At 64.5% G+C, this 23,080-nt stretch carries 17 protein-coding genes and 1 tRNA gene; 15 read left to right on the forward strand and 3 right to left on the reverse strand.

The features are described from left to right. Positions 1-69: 69 nt before the first annotated feature. Positions 70-4,194: an ATP-dependent RNA helicase HrpA gene (hrpA, locus tag ABD283_RS00945; protein WP_344223192.1), complete on the reverse strand. Its 4,125-nt coding sequence runs from the start codon at positions 4,192-4,194 to the stop codon at positions 70-72. Between the two features lie 161 nt (positions 4,195-4,355). Here hrpA and ABD283_RS00950 point away from each other — a divergent pair, with 161 nt between their 5' ends. From ABD283_RS00950 to ABD283_RS00965, 4 genes are read left to right on the forward strand one after another with little or no spacing between them, the layout of a single operon-like run. Continuing rightward, on the forward strand, positions 4,356-5,345 hold the full coding sequence (locus ABD283_RS00950) for an ABC transporter substrate-binding protein (RefSeq protein ID WP_344223193.1): 990 nt from the start codon (positions 4,356-4,358) through the stop codon (positions 5,343-5,345). A gap of 6 nt (positions 5,346-5,351) precedes the next feature. Continuing rightward, positions 5,352-6,311 carry an ABC transporter permease gene (locus tag ABD283_RS00955; protein ID WP_344223194.1) on the forward strand — a complete coding sequence of 320 codons (960 nt, stop codon included), beginning with the start codon at positions 5,352-5,354 and terminating at the stop codon, positions 6,309-6,311. A gap of 3 nt (positions 6,312-6,314) precedes the next feature. Continuing rightward, entirely contained in the window at positions 6,315-7,148 is an 834-nt protein-coding gene (locus ABD283_RS00960; protein WP_344223195.1) for an ABC transporter ATP-binding protein, read from the forward strand. A 5-nt stretch (positions 7,149-7,153) separates the two neighbouring features. Continuing rightward, a complete protein-coding gene (locus ABD283_RS00965; RefSeq protein WP_344223196.1) occupies positions 7,154-7,528 on the forward strand; it encodes a hypothetical protein in 375 nt (124 codons plus the stop codon). A 126-nt stretch (positions 7,529-7,654) separates the two neighbouring features. Here ABD283_RS00965 and ABD283_RS00970 read toward each other — a convergent pair. Beyond that, a tRNA-Arg gene (locus tag ABD283_RS00970) sits at positions 7,655-7,727 on the reverse strand. A 122-nt stretch (positions 7,728-7,849) separates the two neighbouring features. Between ABD283_RS00970 and argS the strand changes: the two genes are divergently transcribed. The 9 genes from argS to ABD283_RS01015 all read left to right on the forward strand — a co-directional run bounded on the left by argS (position 7,850) and on the right by ABD283_RS01015 (position 20,106). Then, positions 7,850-9,520 carry an arginine--tRNA ligase gene (gene argS, locus ABD283_RS00975; RefSeq protein WP_344223197.1) on the forward strand — a complete coding sequence of 557 codons (1,671 nt, stop codon included), beginning with the start codon at positions 7,850-7,852 and terminating at the stop codon, positions 9,518-9,520. A 4-nt stretch (positions 9,521-9,524) separates the two neighbouring features. Further along, positions 9,525-10,964 carry a diaminopimelate decarboxylase gene (gene lysA, locus ABD283_RS00980; protein WP_344223198.1) on the forward strand — a complete coding sequence of 480 codons (1,440 nt, stop codon included), beginning with the start codon at positions 9,525-9,527 and terminating at the stop codon, positions 10,962-10,964. Positions 10,965-10,987: 23 nt separating this feature from the next. Beyond that, positions 10,988-12,304, forward strand: a complete 1,317-nt coding sequence (locus ABD283_RS00985; RefSeq protein ID WP_344223199.1) for a homoserine dehydrogenase — start codon at positions 10,988-10,990, stop codon at positions 12,302-12,304. Positions 12,305-12,386: 82 nt separating this feature from the next. Next, entirely contained in the window at positions 12,387-13,496 is a 1,110-nt protein-coding gene (gene thrC, locus ABD283_RS00990) for a threonine synthase (protein WP_344223200.1), read from the forward strand. Between the two features lie 8 nt (positions 13,497-13,504). Further along, positions 13,505-14,482 carry a homoserine kinase gene (gene thrB / locus ABD283_RS00995; RefSeq protein WP_344223201.1) on the forward strand — a complete coding sequence of 326 codons (978 nt, stop codon included), beginning with the start codon at positions 13,505-13,507 and terminating at the stop codon, positions 14,480-14,482. 298 nt (positions 14,483-14,780) lie between these two features. Beyond that, positions 14,781-16,943 carry a transcription termination factor Rho gene (gene rho / locus ABD283_RS01000; RefSeq protein WP_344223202.1) on the forward strand — a complete coding sequence of 721 codons (2,163 nt, stop codon included), beginning with the start codon at positions 14,781-14,783 and terminating at the stop codon, positions 16,941-16,943. Positions 16,944-16,991: 48 nt separating this feature from the next. Continuing rightward, positions 16,992-18,086 carry a peptide chain release factor 1 gene (gene prfA / locus ABD283_RS01005; protein WP_344223203.1) on the forward strand — a complete coding sequence of 365 codons (1,095 nt, stop codon included), beginning with the start codon at positions 16,992-16,994 and terminating at the stop codon, positions 18,084-18,086. A 6-nt stretch (positions 18,087-18,092) separates the two neighbouring features. Further along, a complete protein-coding gene (gene prmC, locus ABD283_RS01010) occupies positions 18,093-18,992 on the forward strand; it encodes a peptide chain release factor N(5)-glutamine methyltransferase (protein WP_344223204.1) in 900 nt (299 codons plus the stop codon). Between the two features lie 10 nt (positions 18,993-19,002). Then, a complete protein-coding gene (locus ABD283_RS01015) occupies positions 19,003-20,106 on the forward strand; it encodes an L-threonylcarbamoyladenylate synthase (protein WP_344223205.1) in 1,104 nt (367 codons plus the stop codon). A gap of 76 nt (positions 20,107-20,182) precedes the next feature. On the opposite strand, the gene ABD283_RS01020 is transcribed toward ABD283_RS01015, so the two are convergent. After that, the gene (locus ABD283_RS01020) at positions 20,183-21,151 is read right to left on the reverse strand and encodes an NAD-dependent epimerase/dehydratase family protein (protein ID WP_344223206.1); all 969 of its coding nucleotides are present in this window, start codon (positions 21,149-21,151) and stop codon (positions 20,183-20,185) included. A 155-nt stretch (positions 21,152-21,306) separates the two neighbouring features. Here ABD283_RS01020 and ABD283_RS01025 point away from each other — a divergent pair, with 155 nt between their 5' ends. Further along, the gene (locus ABD283_RS01025) at positions 21,307-22,233 is read left to right on the forward strand and encodes a glycosyltransferase (protein WP_344223207.1); all 927 of its coding nucleotides are present in this window, start codon (positions 21,307-21,309) and stop codon (positions 22,231-22,233) included. A gap of 25 nt (positions 22,234-22,258) precedes the next feature. Further along, on the forward strand, positions 22,259-23,080 hold the full coding sequence (locus ABD283_RS01030) for a glycosyltransferase (protein ID WP_344223208.1): 822 nt from the start codon (positions 22,259-22,261) through the stop codon (positions 23,078-23,080).

The raw sequence follows: 23,080 nt of genomic DNA on the forward strand, positions 1-23,080 counted from the left end.
CACCGGTGTCGTGCCGGGCCCCTCGGCGCCCGGCACGACACCCTGGTGAAGTCACTCTGGCGGGTTCGCTCAGCGCTGCGTCACATCGCGCAGCGCTTTGCGGACCCGCTTTTCCGATACCGTGCGCGCGGTGCCCAGCTCCTGGGCGAATAATGACACGCGCAGTTCTTCCAGATCCCAGCGCACCCGTGTGAGTGCCTCGGGAACGGGAGCGGTGGAGGGGACTGCCGCCCGTGCGCCACGGTAATCCTGTTCGATGTCCTGAACCAGCACCATGTTCACGCTGTCACGCTGGATGTGCCCCGACAGCTTGTCGAGGCGTGCATTGATGGCTTTCACATAGCGGGGCAGATGCTGCAGGGCGTGCCAACCGGTTTCGGCCACGAAGCCCGGGTAGATCAGGCGGTCGATCTGCTCGGCCATGTCCTTGAACGCGGGCACCGCGGCCAGGGACCCCGGCTTCTTGAGCCGCTTGCGCAGCGAGGTGGCTTCCGCAAGTGTCTCGGTAACCAGGGCGGTTACGGCGAACACCGTGTCGATCAGTTCGGCGCGCACGTGCACGGCCAACTCGTCGAACTCGGCCTGGGTGAAGGGCGGTTCCTCGGGCACCAGACGGTCGATTGCGGCCACGGTGCAATCGCGGATGAGCGCGTCCACGGAACCGTGCGGATTCTGCGTGAAGATCAGCCGTTCCCGCTGACTCAGGTGATCCACCACGTAGCGATGCACGGATGGCAGCGTGCGTTCCAACAACGCAATCACCCCGTGGCGCTGCGCGGAACGTTGTTCGTCCTGCTGGGTGAGGATACGCAGGTCCACGGTGGGTTCTTGCGGTGCGCCCTTCCCGGTCTTGGCGTCGGGCTTGTCCCGGCGCACCATGAGCGTGGGATAGCCGGTAATGGTCTGCCCGGCCACTTGGGTCTGCACCGACCGCGGCGGGTCCTTCTCGGGCCACGCCGTCAGCCCCGTGCGTTCCAGGCTGTCCACCGACGACGCCGCTCCGCCACCCTTACTGCCTGGCCCACCGCGTCCCTTCGCGCCCGGGCGCGGTGTCCCGGGCTTGCCGGGTTGCTGCGCACCTGAGGTACCACCGGCGGCGTCGGCGGCGTTGGCGAAGTCCGCCAGTTGGGAAGCCGCGCTACCCAGGGAATCGGCCAGGGCACGGCGGATCTGTGGGCGGAGCCGTTCCTTGAGTTCGGTGAGGTCCTCGCCGGTACCGAGTACCTTGTTGCGGGCGTCGCGCACCTCGAAGTTCATACGCAGGTGAGCCGGGAGCACCTCTGGCTGGAAGTCCGTGGCGTGCACCTGGTGCCCGCGCAGTCTGCGCAGCACCGTGGCCAGGGATTCCAGCAGGGAGTCCGTTTCCGGCGAGAACTCCGCGGACAGCACGTCCACCGCGGTGGCCGCCATATCCGGTGCGGGCACGAAATTGCGTCGCACGGCCTTGGGCAGGGACTTGATGAGTGCGGTGACCAACTCGGTACGCAGACCGGGGATGTGCCACTCGAACTGCTCCGGGGCCAGTCGATCCAGGAACAGCACGGGCACGCGCACTGTCACACCGTCCGCGGTGTCCGAACCGGGGGAGAACTCGTAATCCAGGTCCAGCGACAGGATGCCGTCCGGGGACGCCACATTCCAGGCCCGCGGGAAGGATTGGGTGTCGAGTTCTGCGACCTCGGGGGCGATCAGCGCATCCGGGTCCAGGTCCAGCAGATGTTCATTGCTGCCGCGGGTTTTCTTCCACCACGCGTCGAAGTGGCGCTGGGACACCACATCCGCGGGAATGCGCTCATTGTAGAAGTCGAACATCACCTGATCGTCCACGCGCAGATCTTTTCGACGCATGCGGTTCTCGAGTTCTTCCACGCGCTCCAGGCGTTGCTGATTGCGTTTGTAGAAGCGGTGCCGAGTCTGCCAGTCACCCTCGACCAGGGCATGGCGGATGAACAGTTCACGGGAGAGCTCCGGGTCGACCTTGGAGAACTGCACGGCCCGTTCGGTCACGAGCGGCAAACCGTACAGCGTGACCTTTTCGTAAGCCATTACGGCGCCGCGTGAGCGGGACCAGTGTGGCTCCGAGTAATTGCGCTTGACCAGGTCCGGGGCAAGTTCCTCGACCCATTCTGGATTGATGCTCGCGTTGGTGCGCGCCCACAGTCGCGAGGTCTCCACGAGCTCGGCGGAGACGACCCAGTCCGGGGAGGTCTTGAACAACGCCGAGCCGGGGAAGATCGCGAACTTGGTGCCGCGGGCCCCTCGGTAGTCGCGCGTGCGTTCATCGCGCACACCGATCTGGCTCAGCAGACCGGACAACAGGCTCTGGTGAATGGCGTCCTGATTGCCGGCCACGTCGATCTCACGCGATTTACCGGGATCAATTCCCACCTCACGGCCGATCTGCCGCAGCTGGGCGTAAAGATCCTGCCATTCACGAATGCGCAGGAAATTCAGGTACTCACGCTTGCACAGTTTGCGGAACTGCGAGGATGACAGCTCGTGCTGCTGCTCCTGGATGTATTGCCACAGCAGTCCGAAGGACATGAAGTCGGACGTCTTGTCCTTGAACCGCTTGTGGAACTCGTCCGCGGCCTGGCGATGTTCCAAGGGCCGTTCTCGCGGATCCTGCACGGTGAGCGCGGCGGCAAGCACCATGACCTCTCGAGTGCAGCCACGGCGCTGCGCCTCCACGATCATGCGCCCCAGCCTCGGATCCACGGGCAGAGCCGCCAGGACACGACCGGCCTGGGTGAGCGGCGAATTCTGCCGACCACGGCGGCGTCGTCCCCGGGACCGGCCGCGACCGGGCGACGTCGCCTGCTCGCGTGGCTCGCTCTGCCCGCCGGAGCGCAAGGCCCCGAGTTCGCGCAAGAGCACCACGCCGTCCTTGACGGCGCGAGAATCCGGTTTTTGGACGAAGGGGAAATCGGAGATGTCCGAGGGCTCACGCACCACGCCCACGGAGATCATCTGCAAGATGACCGCGGCCAGATTGGTGCGCAGGATCTCGGGATCGGTGAATTCGGGACGGGACTCGAAGTCCTCCTCGGAATACAGCCGGATGCACACACCGTCCGAGACACGGCCGCAACGACCGGCCCGCTGCCGCGCGGACGCCTGGGAAATGCGCTCGATGGGCAGACGCTGGACCTTGGTGCGCGCCGAATAGCGGGAGATCCTGGCTGTGCCCGGGTCGATCACATATTTGATGCCGGGAACCGTCAGCGAAGTCTCCGCCACGTTGGTCGCGAGCACGATCCGGCGTTTGGAGGACTGCGCGAACACCCGATTCTGCTCGGCCATGGAGAGCCGCCCGAACAGCGGGAGTAATTCGGTGCCGGCCAACGAACGATTGCGGTCGATGACCTTGGCCAGCGCGTCCTGGGCGTCACGGATTTCGCGCTCGCCGGCGAAGAAGATCAGGATGTCGCCGGGCGGCTCGGCAGCGAGTTCCACCACGGCGTCGCATACGGCGTCGATGGGATCGCGGTCCTCGTCCTCCAGTCCGTCACCGGTATCCGCCTCGTCATCGCCGCCGTCCCCGGTGCGGGGCTGGGCGAGGGGGCGGTAGCGGACCTCGACCGGATAAGTTCGACCGGAGACCTCGATGATGGGCGCGGGCTGCTCATCTCCACCGTCCTGGGCGGGCTCAGCGAAGTGCTCCGCGAACCGCTCGGGGTCAATGGTGGCGGAGGTAATAACGAGTTTGAGGTCCGGGCGGCGGGGGAGCAGCCGCTTGAAGTACCCCAGCAAGAAATCGATGTTGAGCGAACGCTCGTGGGCCTCGTCAATGATGATCGCGTTGTAGCGGCGCAGCATGGGGTCGTGGCTGATCTCTGCCAGCAGGATGCCGTCGGTCATGAGCTTGACCTTGGAGTCCTTACCGACCTCCGAGGTGAAGCGGACCTGGTATCCGACGGTTTGCCCGACCGACTCGCCCATCTCCTGAGCAATGCGCTCGGCGACCGAGCGGGCTGCGATCCTGCGCGGTTGGGTGTGGCCGATCAAACCGTTCTCACCCAGGCCGAGCTCCAGGCACATTTTCGGCAGCTGTGTTGTTTTACCGGAACCGGTTTCGCCGGCCACGACCACCACTTGGTGATCGCGGATGGCAGCGCTGATGTCGTCTCGGCGGGCGCTGACCGGAAGATTCTGGGGGTACACGATGCGGGGCGTGGTGCTGGACTCAGTCATGTCAACGCCCCAGTCTACGGGCCCCGGGCGGCACACGACGCTCCGCATGGTGCCCGGTCAGAACACGATCGCATATCAAATGTGTGCCACGTCTCATTTTTAGACCGAACGGCAGGTAATATCCAGGCACCATCATTTGTCTTGAAAGGACGCCCACCATCATGAAGCGCACTCTTTCGCTCACGGCAGCGGCCGCCGCTTCCGCTCTGGTCCTGACCGCTTGCGGTTCAGGCGGCGGCGACGGCCAGTCCGAGGGACCCCAGGAAATCTCCGTGGGGATCGCTCAGTTCGTGGAACACCCATCGCTCGATGCCGCCCGCGAGGGCTTCGTCTCCGCCCTGGATGAGGGCGGCTACACCGAAGGTGACAACCTGACCCTGGACGTACAGAACGCCTCGGGTGACCAGGCCACCGCAACCAACATCGCCTCAAACTTCGCTTCGGCAGATAACGATCTGATCCTCGGTATCGCCACCCCCACGGCCCAGTCCCTGGCGCAAGCCGTCACCGACAAGCCCGTGCTGTTCACCGCCGTCACCGATCCCGTGGACGCCGGACTCGTGGACTCCATGGACGCGCCCGGGGCCAACATCACCGGAACCACGGACATGAACCCGGTTGACGAGCAGATCAAGCTCATCAAGCAGTTCGACCCGGACGCCAAGTCCGTGGGCATCATTTACAGCTCCGGTGAGACCAACTCGCAGGTTCAGGTGGAGGAGGCCAAGAAGGCCGCCGAGGCCGAGGGCCTCAGCGTGGAAGAGAAGACCGTGACCACCACCGCGGAGGTCGCACAGGCCGCCGAGTCCTTCGACACGGATTCCATTTACGTGCCTACCGACAACAAGGTGGTGGCCGGTCTCGAAGCAGTGGTCGGTGCCGCCGAATCCAAGAAGATCCCGCTGATCGTGGGCGAGGGCGACTCCGTGGACCGTGGTGGCTTGGCGACCCAGGGCATCAGCTACGAGGAGCTCGGCAAGCAGACCGGTGAAATGGCCCTGCGCATCCTCAACGAGGACGCGGACCCCGCCGAGATGGCCGTCGAGTCCCAGAACGAGACCCAGCTGATCATCAACGCCAAGGCCGCTGAAGCCATGGGCATCGAGATCCCGCAAGAACTGCGTGATTCCGCCGACACCGTAATCGAGTAAGCATTCATGATTGCTGGAATCGAACTCGGCCTGATCTACGCCGTGATGGCCCTGGGCGTCTACCTCACGTTTCGTGTGTTGGACTTCCCGGACCTCACGGTGGATCAGTCCTTCACCACTGGGGCCGCCACCGCGGCCATGATCATCCTGGGTGGTGGCAGCCCTTGGCTGGGCACCATTGCGGGATTCTTCGCCGGTGCGCTCGCGGGTCTCATCACGGGTCTGCTGCACACCAAAGCCCACATCAATGGCTTGCTGGCCGGCATTTTGACCATGACCGCCTTGTACTCCATCAACCTCAGGGTGATGGACGGCAAGGCCAACCTCGCCCTGCTGCGTGAAGACACCGTGTTCACGCCGCTGCGTGATGCGGGCCTGCAGGGATCCGTTGTGGGTGTGCTCCTGTTGCTGGCAGGGGTTCTACTGGTCAAGGTCGTGCTCGACTGGTTCCTCTACACGGATGCCGGACTGGCCATGCAAGCCACCGGTGACAACCCGGACATGATTCGGTCCTTCGGGGTGAACACGGACAACCAGAAGATTCTGGGATTGTGCCTGTCCAACGGCATGGTGGGCCTGTCCGGCGCCCTGGTGGCCCAGTACCAGGGCTTCGCGGACATCGGCATGGGTATCGGTCTGATCGTGGTGGGTCTGGCCTCCGTGATCCTGGGTCAGGGCATCTTCGGAACGCGCACGGTGGTCATCGCGACCGCTGCCGTGATCTTCGGATCCGTGTTGTACCGACTGGTCATCACCGCGGCCCTGCAACTGGGACTCAACCCGTCCGACATGAAGTTGATCTCCGCCGTGCTGGTGGTCATTGCGCTCGTGTTGCCGCAGTTGACGTTCTTCAAACGCTGGAACGCGCGTCGCAAGGATCGCGAAGCGCGAAAGGTTCAAACCGACGTGGAACCCGGTGCAGGGACACCTGCCACCGTGGGCGGCCGAACCGGAGAGGGGCGATAACCCATGTTGACCATCAACGACGTGCGAAAAACGTTCTTCGCCGGCACCGTCAACGAACGCGTGGCCCTGGACGGCGTCAGCCTGACCGTGGAACCGGGGGACTTCGTCACCGTGATCGGCTCCAACGGCGCCGGAAAGTCCACGATGCTCAATACCGTGTCCGGGACGATCATCCCGGACACGGGGAGCATCGAGGTCTCCGGTGAGCAGGTCACCAAGCTGGGAGAGCACCGGAAGGCCCGCTGGATCTCTCGAGTGTTCCAGGACCCCATGAAGGGTTCCTCACCCAACCTGACGATCGAACAGAACATGGCCATTGCCTCACGGCGCGGCAAGTCCCGAGGGCTGTCCATGGGCGTCACGCGCTCGCGGAAACAACAGTTCCGGGATGAACTGGCCAAGTTGGAACTGGGACTGGAAAATCGGCTGGGCGCCAAGGTCGGACTGTTGTCCGGCGGCCAGCGCCAAGCGCTGTCCCTGCTGATGGCCACATTCTCCTCACCGGAGATTCTGCTCCTGGACGAGCACACCGCCGCGTTGGACCCACAGCGTGCCAAGCACGTGACGGAGCTGACCGAGCGCATGGTGGCCGAACAGCATCTGACGACCATCATGGTCACCCACAACATGGAACAGGCCCTGCGTCTGGGGAACCGGTTGATCATGATGCACGAGGGCAAGATCTTGTTCGAGTTGAATGAGGAGCAGAAGTCCAGATCCACCGTGTCCGATCTGCTGTCCGAGTTCCAGAAACTGCAAACGGTCAGCGGGGAACCCACACTCGATGACGCTACGCTGCTAGAAACAGTCCGCGTCACAGAGCAAGGAAAACAGTAGTCACCGTGAACACGAACAGGCGCCAGCGCACCACATCAATGATCTCTCTGGCTGGTCTGCTGGCCCTGTTCGTGTGTATCTTCACCCTCCCGCCGGCGCTGGTGCACCTGGGGAGGGCAGCCTCGGAAACCGCGTCCGTGCCACTCACGGGCAGCGCGCTGGCCACGATCATCGTGGGTTTCGGCACCCTGCTGATCGGCGGGGTGCTGAGCATCATCGGCATGGCGCGGCGGCGCACCTCCGCCCCGGCGCACAATCCTGAGGACGACTACGTGGCCGAGCAATTCGGCGAGGGGGAGATGCTCCACGACTACGACCCCCTGGAGCTGAACCCGCAGCTGCGAGCCCGGCAGCGCCACAGCGACAACGATCGCGACTGAACGATAAAACCCCCGAACGAACGGTTCGGGGGTTTTCTACTCGGTACGTCAGCGCGCAGGCGAGGTGAGCGGGGCGGGGTGACGCGGCGGCGTCGTCGGCGCCAGAAGGGCCGTTAAACGAAAAAGTGCCCGCGATAGGAATCGAACCTACGACCTTCTGCTCCGGAGGCAGACGCTCTATCCCCTGAGCTACGCGGGCGGGGGCTGTCTTGCGGTCCCTTGGATCGGGCCGTGAACAACTCGATCGATATTAGCAGGTTCGTCACCGCAGTCGAATTGACTCGAATCGGTGGGCGCGGTTCGTCCCGTTACACTGGTCCGGTGACTCCTGAAGAACTTTCCGCTGCCGTATCCGCATGCCTGCACGAGGCCGTAGCCGCCGGTGATCTGACCCTGGTGGACGGTGCAGAGCTTCCCGAAGCGAAGGTCGAGCGCCCCAAGAATCGTGAACACGGGGACTGGGCCACCACCGTGGCCATGCAGGCGTCCAAGAGATTCGGTCGCAAGCCCCGTGAGATCGCCGAGATCCTGGTCGAGCGCTTGAGCAATGTGCCCGGCGTGGCCGCCGTGGACATCGCCGGTCCCGGCTTCCTGAACATTAAGCTCGAGGCCGCCGCGGCCGGTGAGCTCGCGCAGTCGATCGTCGAGCAGGGCGTCTCCTACGGCACCTCTGACGTTCTGAGCGGCACTGCCATCAACCTGGAATTCGTCTCCGCCAATCCCACGGGTCCCATTCACCTGGGCGGTACCCGCTGGGCTGCCGTGGGCGATTCGCTGGCCCGCGTCCTGCAGTCGCAGGGTGCCCAGGTCACTCGCGAGTACTACTTCAACGACCACGGTGCGCAGATCGACCGGTTCGCGCGTTCACTGCTGGCTCGTGCCCGTAACGAGGACGCACCCGAGGACGGTTACGGCGGACAGTACATCTCGGACATCGCCCAGCGTGTGCTTGAGCAGCACCCTGACGCCTTGGAGTCCGAGGATCCGCAGGAAGTCTTCCGCGCCAACGGTGTGGAGCTGATGTTCCAGGAGATCAAGTCCTCACTGCACGAGTTCGGGGTGGACTTCGATGTCTTCTTCCATGAGAACTCCCTGTTCGAAGGTGGACAGGTCGAGCAGCTGGTCGAACAGCTCAAGGACTCGGACGCCATGTACTTCAAGGACGGCGCCTGGTGGCTGCGGTCCACGGACTACGGCGACGACAAGGACCGCGTGGTCATCAAGTCGGACGGTAACGCCGCCTACATTGCCGGTGACATCGCCTACTTCAAGGACAAGCGCGGCCGCGGGGCGGATTTGTGCATCTACATGCTGGGCGCGGATCACCACGGCTACGTGGCTCGGCTGAAGGCTGTCGCCGCAGCGCTGGGGGATTCCCCGGAGCGCGTGGAGGTGCTGATCGGCCAAATGGTCAATCTGGTCCGCGAGGGCGTGGCCGTGCGCATGTCCAAGCGTGCCGGCACCGTGGTGACCATGGAGGACCTCGTGGAGGTCGTGGGGGTGGACGCCGCGCGCTACTCCCTGACCCGTTACTCGGTGGACTCCAATATCGACATCGACCTGGATGTGCTGACCAAGCGCTCCAACGAGAACCCCGTGTTCTACGTCCAGTACGCCCACGCCCGCACCTGCGCCGTGCAGCGCAACGCTGAGGCCGCCGGGGTGCGTCGCGTGGCAGAGGACGGATCGGATCTTTTCGACGCCGCTCTGCTCGATCACGCTCGCGAAGCAGACCTGCTCGCCGCATTGGGGCAGTACCCCTCCGTGGTCGCCCAGGCCGCCGAACTGCGCGAACCGCACCGCGTGGCCCGCCACCTGGAACTTCTGGCGGGCACCTATCACCGCTGGTACGACGTGTGCCGCGTGGCACCCCAGGGCGGCGGCCCGGTCGAACCGGTACACAACTCTCGCTTGTGGCTCAACGACGCCGTGCAGCAGGTCCTGGCCAACGGCCTGACCCTGCTGGGCGTCGGTGCGCCGGAACGGATGTGATGTCGTGAGTTCAACAGACAACGCCCACCCGCTGGCGCCGGGATGGCTGACCGTCCCCGAAGACAACGCCGCACTGGACCCCAAGGTCTTCACCGGGCAGTACGACCGTGATGATCGCGGCTGCGTCACCGTGGACGGCGTGTCCGTGACCGAACTGGCGGAGCGTTACGGCTCACCGAGCTACGTGATCTCGGAAGACACTTTCCGCTCCCGCGCCCGCGGGTTCCGCGAGGCTTTCGAAGCCGCGTTCTCTCCCCTGGGCGTTGACGTGGAGGTCTACTACGCGTCCAAGGCACTCTTGAACACGCACGTGGCACGGTGGGCCCAGGACGAGGGTCTCAACGTGGACACCGCGTCCGGCGGTGAACTCGAAGTCGCGCTGCGCGCCGGAGTGGATCCTTCCAAGATCGCGTTGCACGGTAACAACAAGTCTGCCGCGGAGATCACTCGCGCGCTGGACACAGGTGTGGGGCGCATCGTGGTGGACTCCCTTCCGGAGATCCAGCTGGTTGCGGACCTCGCGCAGAAGCTTGCGGTGCGCGCTCCCATCATGTTGCGCGTGACCCCGGGTGTGCACGCCTCGACCCATGAGTTCATCGCCACGGCCCACGAGGACCAGAAGTTCGGGCTGTCGCTCAATCCTTCCGTCGAGGGGGAGGACTCGCCCGCACTGCAGGCTCTCGCCCAGTGCGTGGCGCTGCGGGAACACCTGGACCTACGCGGACTGCACTGCCACATCGGATCCCAAATCTTCGCGGCGGAAGGTTTTGGCCAGGCCGCCGAGCGCGTGCTGGCCCTGCGCGAAACCGTGGCCGAGCGCTGGTCAACGGTGCTGCCCGAACTGGATCTGGGTGGCGGTCACGGTGTGGCCTACACGAGTGCGGACGAACCCCGTACGGCTGAGTCGATCGCCACGGATCTCGCTGAGCACCTCGCCGGTCTGCTCAAGAATTCCGAGTTGCCGCTTCCGCACCTTTCGTTCGAGCCCGGCCGCTTCATTGCGGGTCCTTCCGGTTGCACCGTGTACACAGTGGGCACGGTGAAGACCGTGACCGTCAGCCCCGGTGTGGAGCGCCGCTACGTCTCCGTGGACGGTGGCATGAGCGACAACGCCCGCCCGGTCCTCTACGACGCCGATTACACCGCTGTGCTCGCCAACCGCGTCTCGGATGCGGATCCCGTGCTCAGCCGCGTGGTCGGGAAACACTGCGAATCCGGTGACATCGTGGTGCGGGACGTTTACCTGCCGGCGGATGTCACGGCCGGTGACCTGCTGGTGGTACCCGTGACCGGTGCGTACTGCTGGGCTCTGTCCAGCAACTACAACTGGCTCACGCGACCAGGAATGATCAGCGTGGACTCTCAAGGACGGGTCCAGGTGCTGATCCGTACCGAGACCGTCGACGATCTGCTGGCCCGGGACACCGGCGCGAGCGCCGAATAAGCCCCCAAGGAATATCAGGAGCAATGACTACTTCAGCGACTTCGCACCAAGAGACACCCCACTTGAAGGTTGCCCTCCTGGGCGCCGGCACCGTGGGTTCCCAGGTAGCCCGCGTGCTGCTCGATTCCAAGGACGAGCTGGCCCTGCGCTCGGGCGTCACGCTCGATCTCGTGGGCGTGGCCGTGCGTAACGTGGACGCGCCGCGAGATTATGAGATTCCGCGCGATTTGTTGACCACGGACGCGGATTCCGTAATCGACGCCGCGGACATCGTGGTGGAGCTGACCGGCGGCATCGAGCCCGCCCGGACACGTATTCTGCGTGCGCTCAACGCCGGTACCAGCGTGGTGACCGGTAACAAGGCGTTGCTTGCCGCCCACGGCCGTGAGCTCCAGGACGCCGCCGCTGCGTCCGGTTCCCAGCTGTCCTACGAGGCCGCCGTGGCCGGCGCCATCCCGATCGTTCGCCCCATGCGGGACTCGCTGGCCGGCGACAAGGTCACCCGCTTCCTGGGCATCATGAACGGCACCACCAACTTCATCCTGGACCAGATGGACACCACGGGCGCGGCGTTCGACGACGCCCTGGCCGAGGCCCAGGAGTTGGGTTACGCCGAGGCCGATCCCACCGCCGATGTCGAGGGTCACGACGCCGCCGCCAAGGCCGCCGTGCTTGCCTCGCTCGCTTTCCACTCGACGTTCACCCTGGACGACGTCCACTGTGAGGGCATCACCGCGGTTACCGCGGAAGATGTCGCCACCGCGGCCGAAGCCGGTTACGTCATCAAGCTGCTGTCCGTGGGTGAGCGCACCGAGGAGGGCGTGAACCTGCGCGTCAACCCAGTGATGATTCCCCGCAATCACGTACTCGGGGGAGTGCACGGTGCGTACAACGCGGTCTTCGTCGAGGCAGAGAACGCCGGCTCGCTCATGTTCTACGGCCAGGGCGCTGGAGGTGAGCCCACGGCGTCGGCCGTTCTGGGCGACCTGGTGTCCGCCGCTCGCGCGATTGCGCGCGGTGCCGAGGGCATCCCGCTGAGCGATCACGCCAAGCTGCCCGCCGTGTCCATGGACAACGTGACCACGCGCATGGCCATCACCGTGACCGTGAAGGACCGATTGGGTGTGCTGGCTCAGATCGCCCAAGTCTTCGCGGACCACGGGGTTTCGATCTCCACCATGCACCAGACCGAGGACACCAAGGACCAGGCCATCTCCGTGCTGCGTCTGGTGACTCACACGGGCCGCCACCGTGATCTGATGGACACCGTGGGCGCACTGCGAGAGTTGCCCGTGGTGGCCGAGGTGCTCTCGGTGATTCCCGTGGAGACCGGCGACTAATTCCACCGCCCCGCGGGGCGTCCAACAATTTGAAACGGGTGCTCAGCCACCCACCGTCACACAGCGTCGAGGAGAAACCGGCATGGCACACGTCTGGCAGGGCGTCATCAACGAGTACAAGGACCGCTTGCCGGTCACCGAGGCCACCGAGGTCATCACCATGGGTGAGGGTGGCACGCCGCTGATCCAGGCTCGTGCCCTGTCCGAGCTGACCGGCAGCTCCGTGTGGCTCAAGTTCGAGGGTATGAATCCCACCGGCTCCTTCAAGGACCGCGGCATGACCATGGCCATCACCAAGGCCAAGGAAGAGGGCGCGGAGGCCGTGGTGTGCGCCTCGACCGGCAACACCTCCGCGGCTGCCGCGGCCTATGCCAAGCAGGCCGGGATGCGCTGTGCCGTGCTCGTGCCCGAGGGCAAGATTTCCATGGGCAAGATGTCCCAGGCCGTTGCACACGGTGCGGACATCATCCAGATCGAAGGCAACTTCGACAATTGCCTGGAAGTCGCGCGCAAACTCTCGGAGTCCTACCCGGTGTTCCTGGTGAACTCGGTCAACCCGTACCGCATCGAAGGTCAGAAGACGGCGGCGTTCGAGGTTGTGGACACCCTGGGCGACGCCCCTGACATCCACGTGCTCCCGGTCGGAAACGCGGGCAACATCACCGCGTACTGGAAGGGCTACAAGGAATACGCGGCGGAGACCCCGGCAACCTCCGGCGAAATCCTGGACCCCGTGTCCACTCACACGCCCACCATGTGGGGTTTCCAGGCTGCCGGCGCTGCCCCGCTCGTGCTGGGTCACCCCGTGACCGAGCCCGAGACGATTGCCACCGCCATCCGGATCGGCAACCCTGCCTCCTGGGACACCGCAATTGCGGCTCGTGACAAGTCCGGCGGATTGATCGATTCCGTCACCGATGAGCAGATCATCGAAGCCCACCGCTGGTTGTCCTCGCGCGAGGGCGTGTTCGTGGAGCCCGGTTCCGCCTCAGGCGTGGCCGGCCTGCTCAAGAAGCAGCGCGCGGGCGAGGTGCCCAGCGGCAAGACCATCGTGATCACCGTGACCGGTCACGGCCTGAAGGACCCGCAGTGGGCCATCAAGGGCGCGGAGGCCGAGGATCCCAGCGCCGTGGAGCCCAAGCGCGTTCCGTTCGACGTCGTCCCCGTGGCGGCGGCCCTGGGGCTGGAGTGACCGACGTCGTGAACGAACAGGCAGTGGCCGGACCCGGAACTACCGTCTCGGTGCGGGTTCCAGGATCCACCGGCAACGTGGGACCGGGCTTCGACACCCTGGGACTTGCCCTCGGGTACTACGACGAACTCGCCGTGACCCGTATCGACTCCGGTCTCGAATTCGAGCTTTCGGGCGAAGGTTCGGAGAACGTGCCGCGGACCGCGGATCATTTGGTGGTTCGCTCCATGCAGGCGGTTTTCGACGCCGCCGGTGCAGGTTCGTTGCCCGGCCTCCGGTTGAAGGCACACAACCAGATTCCCCACGGGCGCGGCATGGGCTCGTCCGCTTCAGCCGTGGTGGCGGGTGTACTCGCTGCCAATGCATTGCTCTCCGAGGGCACACGACTGGACGACCACGCCGTGCTGCAGGTGTGCTCCCAGCTGGAAGGCCACCCTGACAACGTGGCGCCCACCCTGTACGGGGGGCTCACGGTCTCCTTCGAACAGGACGGTCAATTCGTGAGCGTGCCCGTGCGCGTCCACGAGGACGTCATTCCCGTCATGGCAATTCCGGACTTCGAGGTGGCCACTTCTGTGGCACGAGGATTGCTGCCGGATTCGGTGGCCCACCGCACCGCGGCGGTCACCGCCGGGCGCGCCGCACTCTTGGTCGAGGCGCTGAGTCATCGTCCGGAATACCTGTTGCCCGCCACGTTCGACCTGCTCCATCAGCCGTACCGTGCCCAGGCCATGGGCCCGAGCTTCGAATTGATGACGCAGCTGCGTGAGCGCGGGTTCGCGGCATTGATCTCCGGTGCCGGACCCACTGTCCTCACCCTTGCCAACGGCACACAGGAAGCGGAACGGGTGATTTCGGCGATCGAAGAAATCACCTCGGATCCGGAATCTGAGGCCCATACCCACAACAGTGCGGACGTGTCGTGGCGTGTTATGGCACTACGCGTTCCCGCTGAGGGTGCTAAAGTGGGCGTATCCACGCAATAGGCCCTGGGTTCGCCCACGCGGTTCAAGCGGAGTCCCGCATTCGAGTCAGCAATCGTGACCGGGCGTCACTGTTGTTCGAATGCGTCGCCTCAATGCGATTCCTTTTCCTGCTGACCAGGTCACTTCTCTCATGTGACCGGCACTGGTGCAGTAAAGGAATCAGAGGACCTCATTGCTGATTTCTCGCGTGCACTCTGCACGCATTCAACGTGGCCCGCAGTTGGCGGCCCACAACAATATCGTCGGGTCAGTGTGCGATGTCATTGCCACGGCCCCCATCGAGTCAGAAGGAACCTTCGTGACAGAAACCACCGCCCCCGAACAGGGAACGGAAAACTCTAAGCCCCAGAACACTGGTTTGTCCGGGCTGAAACTTGCTCAGTTGCAGGCCCTCGCCTCCCAGCTGGGTATCACCGGCGCTCGTCGCATGCGCAAGTCACTGCTCGTGGAGGCCATCGAGGCCCACCAGCGTGGCGGAGCCGTAGCCGAACGCGACAAGGCCGTGGAGGAAAAGATCTCGGAAACCGCGCGCAAGGCATCGACCCGCCGTGCGTCGTCGTCGGATTCCGCGGACTCCAAGGACGCGCCCAAGGAAAGCGCCGCGCCGGCTCAGGACGAGAAGTCCGCCGACGCCGCTTCGGGTTCCGCGAACCAGGGCGATGACCAGAAGAGCGACTCCCAGGGCGAGAACCGCTCGGGACAGAACGAGCGTCAGTCCGGTTCGCGCCGTTCCCGCCGTGCATCCGCTTCCGGCCGCGGGGATCGTTCCCGTAATCAGAACCAGAAGGATTCGGACCAGCAGGACAACCAGGATCAGCAGTCCAAGGACTCCGGTCAGGAGAACCAGGGCGAGCAGTCCGATAACTCTCAGAACCAGCAGAACGAGGACTCCAAGGATTCCTCGAATCGTGGCAACCGTAACCAGCGCTCGCGCGGCAACCGCAATGATCGCAATGATCGTGGCGACCGCAAGGACGGCAACAACTCCCGCGATGACAAGTCCGGGTCCAACGACCAGGACAACTCGTCCCGCGATGACAAGGGTTCGCACGACGACAAGCAGGACTCTAACCGCAAGGATTCCTCGCAGGACGGTCAGAACCGTAACGACCGTAACGAGCGCGGTAACCGCGGCCGCAATGATCGCAACGACCGTCACAACGACGGCAACGATCGTGATGGCAACTCGCGTCGCAACCGTCGTAACCGCAATCGCAACGATCGCAATGACCTTAACGATCGCAACGAACGTCGTAACCGTCGTAACCGCAACAACGGCCCTGACGTGGATGACGTGGAGATCACCGAGGACGACGTCCTGTTGCCCGTGGCGGGCATCCTGGACGTGCTCGACAACTACGCGTTCGTGCGCACCTCGGGTTACCTCCCGGGCCCGTCCGACGTGTACGTGAGCCTGTCCCAGGTCAAGAAGAACAACCTGCGCAAGGGCGACGCCATTGTGGGTGCCATCCGTGCACCGCGCGAAGGCGAACAGCACAACAGCTCGCGTCAGAAATTCTCCGCGCTCGTGCAGTTGACCTCCGTCAACGGCCGCAAGCCCGAGGAGAACAAGGACCGCACCGACTTCTCCAAGCTGGTACCGCTGTACCCGCAGGAGCGTCTGCGCCTGGAGACCGAGCCCAAGAAGATCGGTCCCCGCGTGGTCGATTTGGTGGCACCCATCGGTAAGGGCCAGCGCGGTTTGATCGTGTCCCCGCCCAAGGCCGGTAAGACCCTCATGTTGCAGGCGATCGCCAACGCGATCACCACCAACAACCCCGAGGTGCACCTCATGATGGTGCTCGTGGACGAGCGTCCCGAGGAAGTCACCGACATGCAGCGCACGGTCAAGGGTGAAGTCATCGCTTCGACCTTCGACCGTCCCGCAGACGACCACACCACCGTGGCCGAGCTGGCCATCGAGCGCGCAAAGCGCCTGGTGGAAATGGGTATGGACGTGGTGGTCCTGCTGGACTCCATGACCCGCCTGGGCCGTGCATACAACCTCTCCGCTCCCGCCTCCGGACGCATTCTGTCCGGTGGTGTGGACTCGGCGGCGCTGTACCCGCCCAAGAAGTTCTTCGGAGCCGCACGCAATATCGAGAACGGTGGCTCGCTCACCATTCTGGCCACGGCTCTCGTGGAGACCGGTTCCAAGATGGACGAGGTCATCTTCGAAGAGTTCAAGGGCACCGGCAACATGGAACTGCGCCTGTCCCGCCAGCTGGCGGACCGTCGTATCTTCCCCGCGGTGGACGTCAACTCTTCCGGCACCCGCCGCGAGGAGAACTTGCTCTCCGCAGACGAGATCAAGATCATGTGGAAGCTGCGTCGCGTGCTGTCCGGTCTGGAACAGCAGCAGGCTCTGGAACTGCTCACCAACAAGTTGCGTGACACGCAGTCCAACACTGAGTTCCTGCTGCAGGTTCAGAAGACCACGCTGGCCAACGGCAAGGACTAGCGAGAACTCGTCGCAGTTCCGTTCCACCCGTCGATAGGAGACCCTTCAATGTCCGATCCCGTTCAGCCGCTGCTGGATGAGCATGCTCAGCTGCAGCGTGAACTGGCGGATCCCGCCGTGCACGCAGATGCGGGCAAGGCCCGCAAACTGGGCCGGCGGTACTCCGAACTCAACGGCATTGTCGAAGCCCATCGACGGGTGGAACAGCTTTCCGAGGACCTTGAAGCAACGCGTGAGCTCGGCGACATGGACCCGGAACTGGCCGCGGAGGTTGCCCCTCTGGAAGCCGAACTGGAGACCGCCCAGGAAGTGCTGCGCCGCAAACTGATCCCCAGGGATCCGGATGACGGCCGCAATGTGATTCTTGAAATCAAGGCCGGTGAAGGCGGGGACGAGTCCGCGCTGTTCGCCGGTGACCTGCTGCGCATGTACATGCGTTATGCGGAGTCGCTCAAGTTCAAGACCGAGGTGCTCTCGTCCACCCCCACCGAGTTGGGCGGTTACAAGGACGTGCAGCTGGCTGTGAAGTCCACCTCCAACGACCCCGAGCACGGTGCGTGGGCACGGTTGAAGTACGAGGGCGGTGTTCACCGCGTGCAGCGTGTGCCCGCCACGGAATCCCAGGGGCGCGTCCACACCTCGGCAGCCGGTGTTCTGGTATTCCCGGAAGTCGATGAGCCGGATGAGATCGACATCAGCCAGAACGACCTGAAGATTGACGTCTACCGTTCCTCCGGTCCCGGTGGCCAGTCCGTGAACACCACCGACTCCGCCGTGCGCATCACCCACTTGCCCACGGGCATTGTGGTGGCCATGCAGAACGAAAAGTCCCAGTTGCAGAACCGCGAAGCCGCGATGCGCGTTTTGCGGGCCCGCATCCTGGCCCACCAGCAGGAGCAGATCGACGCGGAGAACGCGGCCGTGCGTAAGTCGCAGGTGCGCACCGTGGACCGTTCCGAGCGCATCCGCACCTACAACTACCCCGAGAACCGCATTGCTGATCATCGCACGGGGTACAAGTCCTACAACCTGGACCAGGTACTGGACGGAGCCCTGGAGCCCGTGGTGAACTCCGCGATCGAGTTGGACGAGAAGACCCGTTTGGAACACCTCGGTCAAGACCAGGCTGGACAGCAGGACTGACCCGCGGTGGAAGCTACCCTTGCCCAGGCTCTGCGTTGGGCGCACGGTGAGCTTGCGGGAGCCGGTGTGCCGTCACCCGAGACCGACGCCGTGCTCCTCGCAGCTCACCTCATGGGGCTGAGCAGGGGAGAGGTCGAGGCCAAGGCCATCCTGGGGGCGCCCGAACCCGCGGGTTTCCGAGAACTGGTGGCCCGCCGCGCGCAGCGCATCCCGTTGCAGCACCTGACCGGTCACGCCCCGTTCCGACAGCTCGAACTATCAGTGGGGCCCGGGGTGTTCGTGCCCCGCCCGGAAACTGAGCTCCTGGTCCAACTGAGTTTGGACGAGGCCCGGTTGTGGCGGGAAGCCGGAGTTCCGCGTCCCCGGGTCGTGGATCTGGGAACGGGTTCCGGTGCCATCGCACTGGCCATTGCCACGGAGGACCCCACCACACGCGTCTTCGCGGTGGAAAAAGAGGAATCCGCCTTCGAATGGGCACAGCGAAATCTCCGCGGTTCCAAAGTCACGCTCACCCGAACCGACTATCGGGAGTACGACTCCGAGTACGCCGGGACTTTTTGCGTGGTCGTCAGTAATCCCCCCTATGTACCGCCCGAGGACATCCCCGCGGATCCCGAGGTCAGGGATTACGACCCTCCCACCGCCCTGTACGGGGGAGCGGACCACGGCATGGCCCTGCCAAGCGCTGCCATGGACACAGCGGTGCGGTTATTACGGCCCGGTGGCGCCCTGTTCATGGAACACGCCGAATCTCAGGTGGAGGCCATGGAACGTGAACTCGCCGCCCGAGGGTTCGTGGACATCCAATTACACTACGACCTCGCCGGAAAACCCCGCGCGACCGGCGCGCGCAGGCCGGGGCCCGGGCCCGATTCGACCTCCGACCAGCACCAGACGTTGAGCTAAGGAGACGCTCGTGAGTGCCACGTACAAGTGCGCAGACCAGGAATCCATGGGTGCCGCGATCGATCACGCGGCCCGTGTGATGGCGGACGGCGAATGCATCGTCCTGCCCACGGACACCGTGTACGGCATCGGTTGCGACGCGTTTTCCCCCATGGGTGTCCAGACACTACTCGGTGCCAAGGGCCGTACCCGCCAAATGCCCCCTCCCGTGCTGATTGCCAATCCCGGAGTCATGGAGGGGCTGGCCGACCAGGTGTCGGACGAGGCCCGCGCCCTGGCCGATGCATTCTGGCCGGGTGCCCTCACTCTCGTGTGTTGGGCCCAGCCGACCCTTGGCTGGGATCTTGGCGAGACCCACGGAACCGTGGCGCTGCGGGTTCCGGACGATCCCGTCGCTCGCCAGGTACTCGAACGGGTCGGCCCCATGGCTGTGTCGTCGGCGAACCTCACGGGCATGCCGGCCGCGCTCTCGGCGGATGACGCTCAGGACATGCTCCAGGACAGGGTAGCGCTCTACCTCGACGACGGTCCTCGCCCCAGCGCTGACCACCAAGCTGAAAATCCCGACGGCCTTCCGTCGACCATTATCGATTGCACCGGTGAAGTTCCCGTGGTGTTGCGCCTGGGCGCCATCGGTCTCGATGATTTACGGAACGTGGTTTCCACCGTTGATGGTGGGGACGATTCGGTGGGTGGTTCCAATGATGCATCGGCGGAGCACGGTGATGGGGGCGAAACCGGTGAGCATGACCATGTCGATGCACCGAGCGAGGGAGCCGGTGACGACGACACACACGGTGCAGCGGGGGAGACCACGGCCGACGTGACCGTGACCGCGTCGCCGTCGCGAGCCGAAGTGGAACGCACGATCGACCGGTGGCGCCAACAGGGCGATGCGAGCGACCGCGTCTCTCGCGGGACGGCCGCTGAGCCGTTGGTCGAACCCGGAGCCCCCGAGGCCGAGGTCGCTAGGGCGTTGGTGCAGAACGCGACTGCGAAACCCGGCGCGCGGGTGGACCAGAATCGGAACAGAGCGGATATTTCTCAGCCCCGATGGGGCGGCACCGCCGCCCTGAGTGTGGACGAGGCCAATCGCTTGGTCAACGGCGCCTGAAACGCCGCGCAACTTCCGACGATAAGACCAGGACCGCAACCGAAACGGTTGCGGTCCTCGTCTTTGTTATCCGGGGTTATTTACCCAGCGACAAATGCGCCTGACGCAGCACCTCTTGCACATTGGGCTCGGGAATCACGCCGTTCTCGTGGGCCCACCCGGGCACCTGCCGTTGACCGAACCAGGTGACCTCCAGGCGGCGGATTGCTCCGTTGAAACGATTATTGGCCAGCCGAGAAACCCAGTATCCGGCGTCGATCACGGCACGGCACAGGAACGGCGGCAATTGCAGCGGATGGCGGTGACCGGCGTCGCGCAGAACGGACCCGGTGGTCGCACCCTCCCACGGCTGCAGAATCACGGCTGGCAACGGCTCCGGGAACTCTCCCGCGGCCACCGCGAACTGGGCGAGGGCCTTGACCGAGGTCACGGGCGTGGGTGCGGTGCCGTCACCTGCGACTGAGGAGAACACCGAGGACGCGAACTTGGCGAGCAAGCGCGTGGTGCGTCGGCCGCTGCCCATGACCGAGGTTGCCCGCAACACCGTGATGTGCGGCGCGTGTGGCTGGTCCTCCCAATCGGCGCGCAAGCGGTACAGGGCGGATTCACCGAGCGCCTTGGACAGGGAGTAAGCAGAGAACGGCGCGGTGCGGATCGATTCGTCCAGTACCGGGGCGTCACCCTGGACGGAGGCCGAGCTGATGTGAATGACCCGGCGGACACCGGTGCGGTGCGCGGCCAGAGCAACGAGAACGGGGAGCAGAGCATTAGCGCCCGTCAAGGACTGCTGATGAGTCTGGTCGGGCGCGGCCAGGCCAGCGGCGTTGACCACGATGTCCGCGCCGGCAAACGAATCGGCCAGGTAATCGATGACCGACTCCAGTCGATGGGCGTGCTCGATCACGTGGTGCACGGTCGTGGCCGGTGAGGCCAACCGGGGCGTGGACACCGGGGTCACGGCAATGTTCTTGGTCTGCAGGGCAGTGGTGATGGCCGACCCCACAAAGCCCGTGGCTCCGAGTACTCGCCAGCTACTAGCTGTCACGGTGAATCTCCTCCCGACATTGGTTTCTTCATCGTACGGCAGCAACCACGCGCTGACCGTGTCCGGGAGATTGTCAGCCGCGCGTTGATAGAATCCGTGAGTCCATCGGGGCCTGAATTTGTAGGTCCCTCACAGTACTTTCCGCGGGAGCAATCATGACTCGAGCCAGTTCACGCCCGGCGCAGAGCCAACGCGTCAGTGTCGCGTGCGTGACGCAGGACCGTCCCCGCGATGTTGAACAGCTCATCGTTGGCCTCAGGAGCCAATCCGATCCGATCGACAGTCTGTGTCTGGTGGACGCGGGCAAGGCGGCGCTGGACGCGGCTCATCTCCGCGAGTTAATCGACGGTGCCTTTGAGCTTCGTTACCTGCGTTCGGAAGCGAACCTGGGTGGCGCGGGTGGTTTCTCGCTCGCAATTCTCACCGCCCTGTCCACTGGCGCGGACCAAGTGTGGCTCATGGACGATGACGCGCATCCGGAGGACGAGAACTGCTTGCGGACCCTGCGCCGAGCTGCCGCCGAACGGAGTCTGGCGGTGGTGTCCCCGCTGATCGTGGCACCGCAGGATCACGGGACGCTTTCCTTCCCGTTCCGCCTCGAGGGGAGCATTACTCACTCTCGAGATGACATTGAACCTTTAGAGTTTATTCCTTCCTACGCGGCCTTTTTTAATGGCGCACTCATGGACGAGTCGGTGTTCTTCACCGTGGGGCTCCCGGATCTCAAGTTGTTCCTGCGCGGAGACGAAGTGGATTTCTTGGTGCGCCTGCGTAAGTCCGGTTTGCCGTTCGGCACCGTGACCACCACCGCTGTGGCGCACCCGCCGGGATGGGACGAGGAGCAGGTTGTCATTCCCGGCAAGCTCCAGGTGCTGATTCCCCCGGGCCAGTTCAAACAGCAGCATTTCTTCCGTAACCGCGGCTACGTGTCGTGGCGGTACAAGCGCGTGGTCCAGTTGGGCGCGGACGCGATCGGTTATCCGGCGTACTACCTGCAACGCAGAGACCTCAAGGGACTGCGTACCTGGGCTGGCCGGTACATCAACGGGATGCGGGGACGTGGTTTCGGTGGCCCTCGCTGAGCCCCTGAACCCCGCAGAATGTCCCGTGCCCTTCTCGTTGTTGGTACCCGTCTACCGAGGAGACTCCGCCCACCGGGTGCGCCGCGCCGTCGAATCCAACACCCATGAGCAGACCCGCCCGCCCTCGCAGGTCGTGATCGTACGTGATGGCCCCGTGCCCCAAGAGATCACCGACGAGCTGGACCGGATCAGCGCGGCGTCGGCGGTGCCCGTGGTGCGTGTGGAACTGGAACACAATGCGGGACTCACCAATGCCCTGAACACCGGGCTGCTGTGGTGCACCCACGACGTGGTGGCCCGTGCGGACGCTGACGATATCTCTTACCCGGATCGCTTCGAACGGCAATTGCCGTTGATCGAGGACGGCGCCGACCTGGTCGGCGCCTCGATGCACGAGATCGGCGAGGACGAATCAGCGCCCGTCGCGCTGCGGCAGGCGCCGGTGGGTCGGATGGAAATCGAGAGCGTGGGCAAACGCCGCAATCCGATTTCCCACCCGTCCGTGGTGTTCCGTCGCAGCGCGGTGGAAGCGGTCGGTGGTTATGAACACGTGCCCATGGCCGAGGACTATTGGTTGTGGGCGCGCATGCTCCACGCAGGGGCTGACGTGCGGAATGTCTCTGATCCGCTCGTCGGCTACCGAGTCTCGGCCGGGTCCTACGAAAGACGCGGGGGACTCCGCGTGTTTCTGGCCGAGATGGCGTTGCAAAGGAAATTGCGCCGTTTAGGGTACGTGGGGTTCATACAATGGGCCACGAACGTGATCGTGCGAGGCGGCTACAGATTTGTGCCGTTGAAAGTGCGGGAAACGGCCTACCGATTCATGGTGGGTCACCGCAACGGCTAG

It is taken from the genome of Kocuria atrinae, assembly GCF_039531425.1.
In the GTDB taxonomy this organism is placed as follows: Bacteria; Actinomycetota; Actinomycetes; order Actinomycetales; family Micrococcaceae; genus Kocuria; species Kocuria atrinae.

What these genes read in the sequence shown, in the direction of transcription:
- hrpA (WP_344223192.1), bottom strand. Translation starts at nt 4,194, where the DNA reads ATGACTGAGTCCAGCACCACGCCCCGCATCGTGTACCCCCAGAATCTT.
- ABD283_RS00950 (WP_344223193.1), top strand. Translation starts at nt 4,356, where the DNA reads ATGAAGCGCACTCTTTCGCTCACGGCAGCGGCCGCCGCTTCCGCTCTG.
- ABD283_RS00955 (WP_344223194.1), top strand. Translation starts at nt 5,352, where the DNA reads ATGATTGCTGGAATCGAACTCGGCCTGATCTACGCCGTGATGGCCCTG.
- ABD283_RS00960 (WP_344223195.1), top strand. Translation starts at nt 6,315, where the DNA reads ATGTTGACCATCAACGACGTGCGAAAAACGTTCTTCGCCGGCACCGTC.
- ABD283_RS00985 (WP_344223199.1), top strand. Translation starts at nt 10,988, where the DNA reads ATGACTACTTCAGCGACTTCGCACCAAGAGACACCCCACTTGAAGGTT.
- thrC (WP_344223200.1), top strand. Translation starts at nt 12,387, where the DNA reads ATGGCACACGTCTGGCAGGGCGTCATCAACGAGTACAAGGACCGCTTG.
- prfA (WP_344223203.1), top strand. Translation starts at nt 16,992, where the DNA reads ATGTCCGATCCCGTTCAGCCGCTGCTGGATGAGCATGCTCAGCTGCAG.
- ABD283_RS01025 (WP_344223207.1), top strand. Translation starts at nt 21,307, where the DNA reads ATGACTCGAGCCAGTTCACGCCCGGCGCAGAGCCAACGCGTCAGTGTC.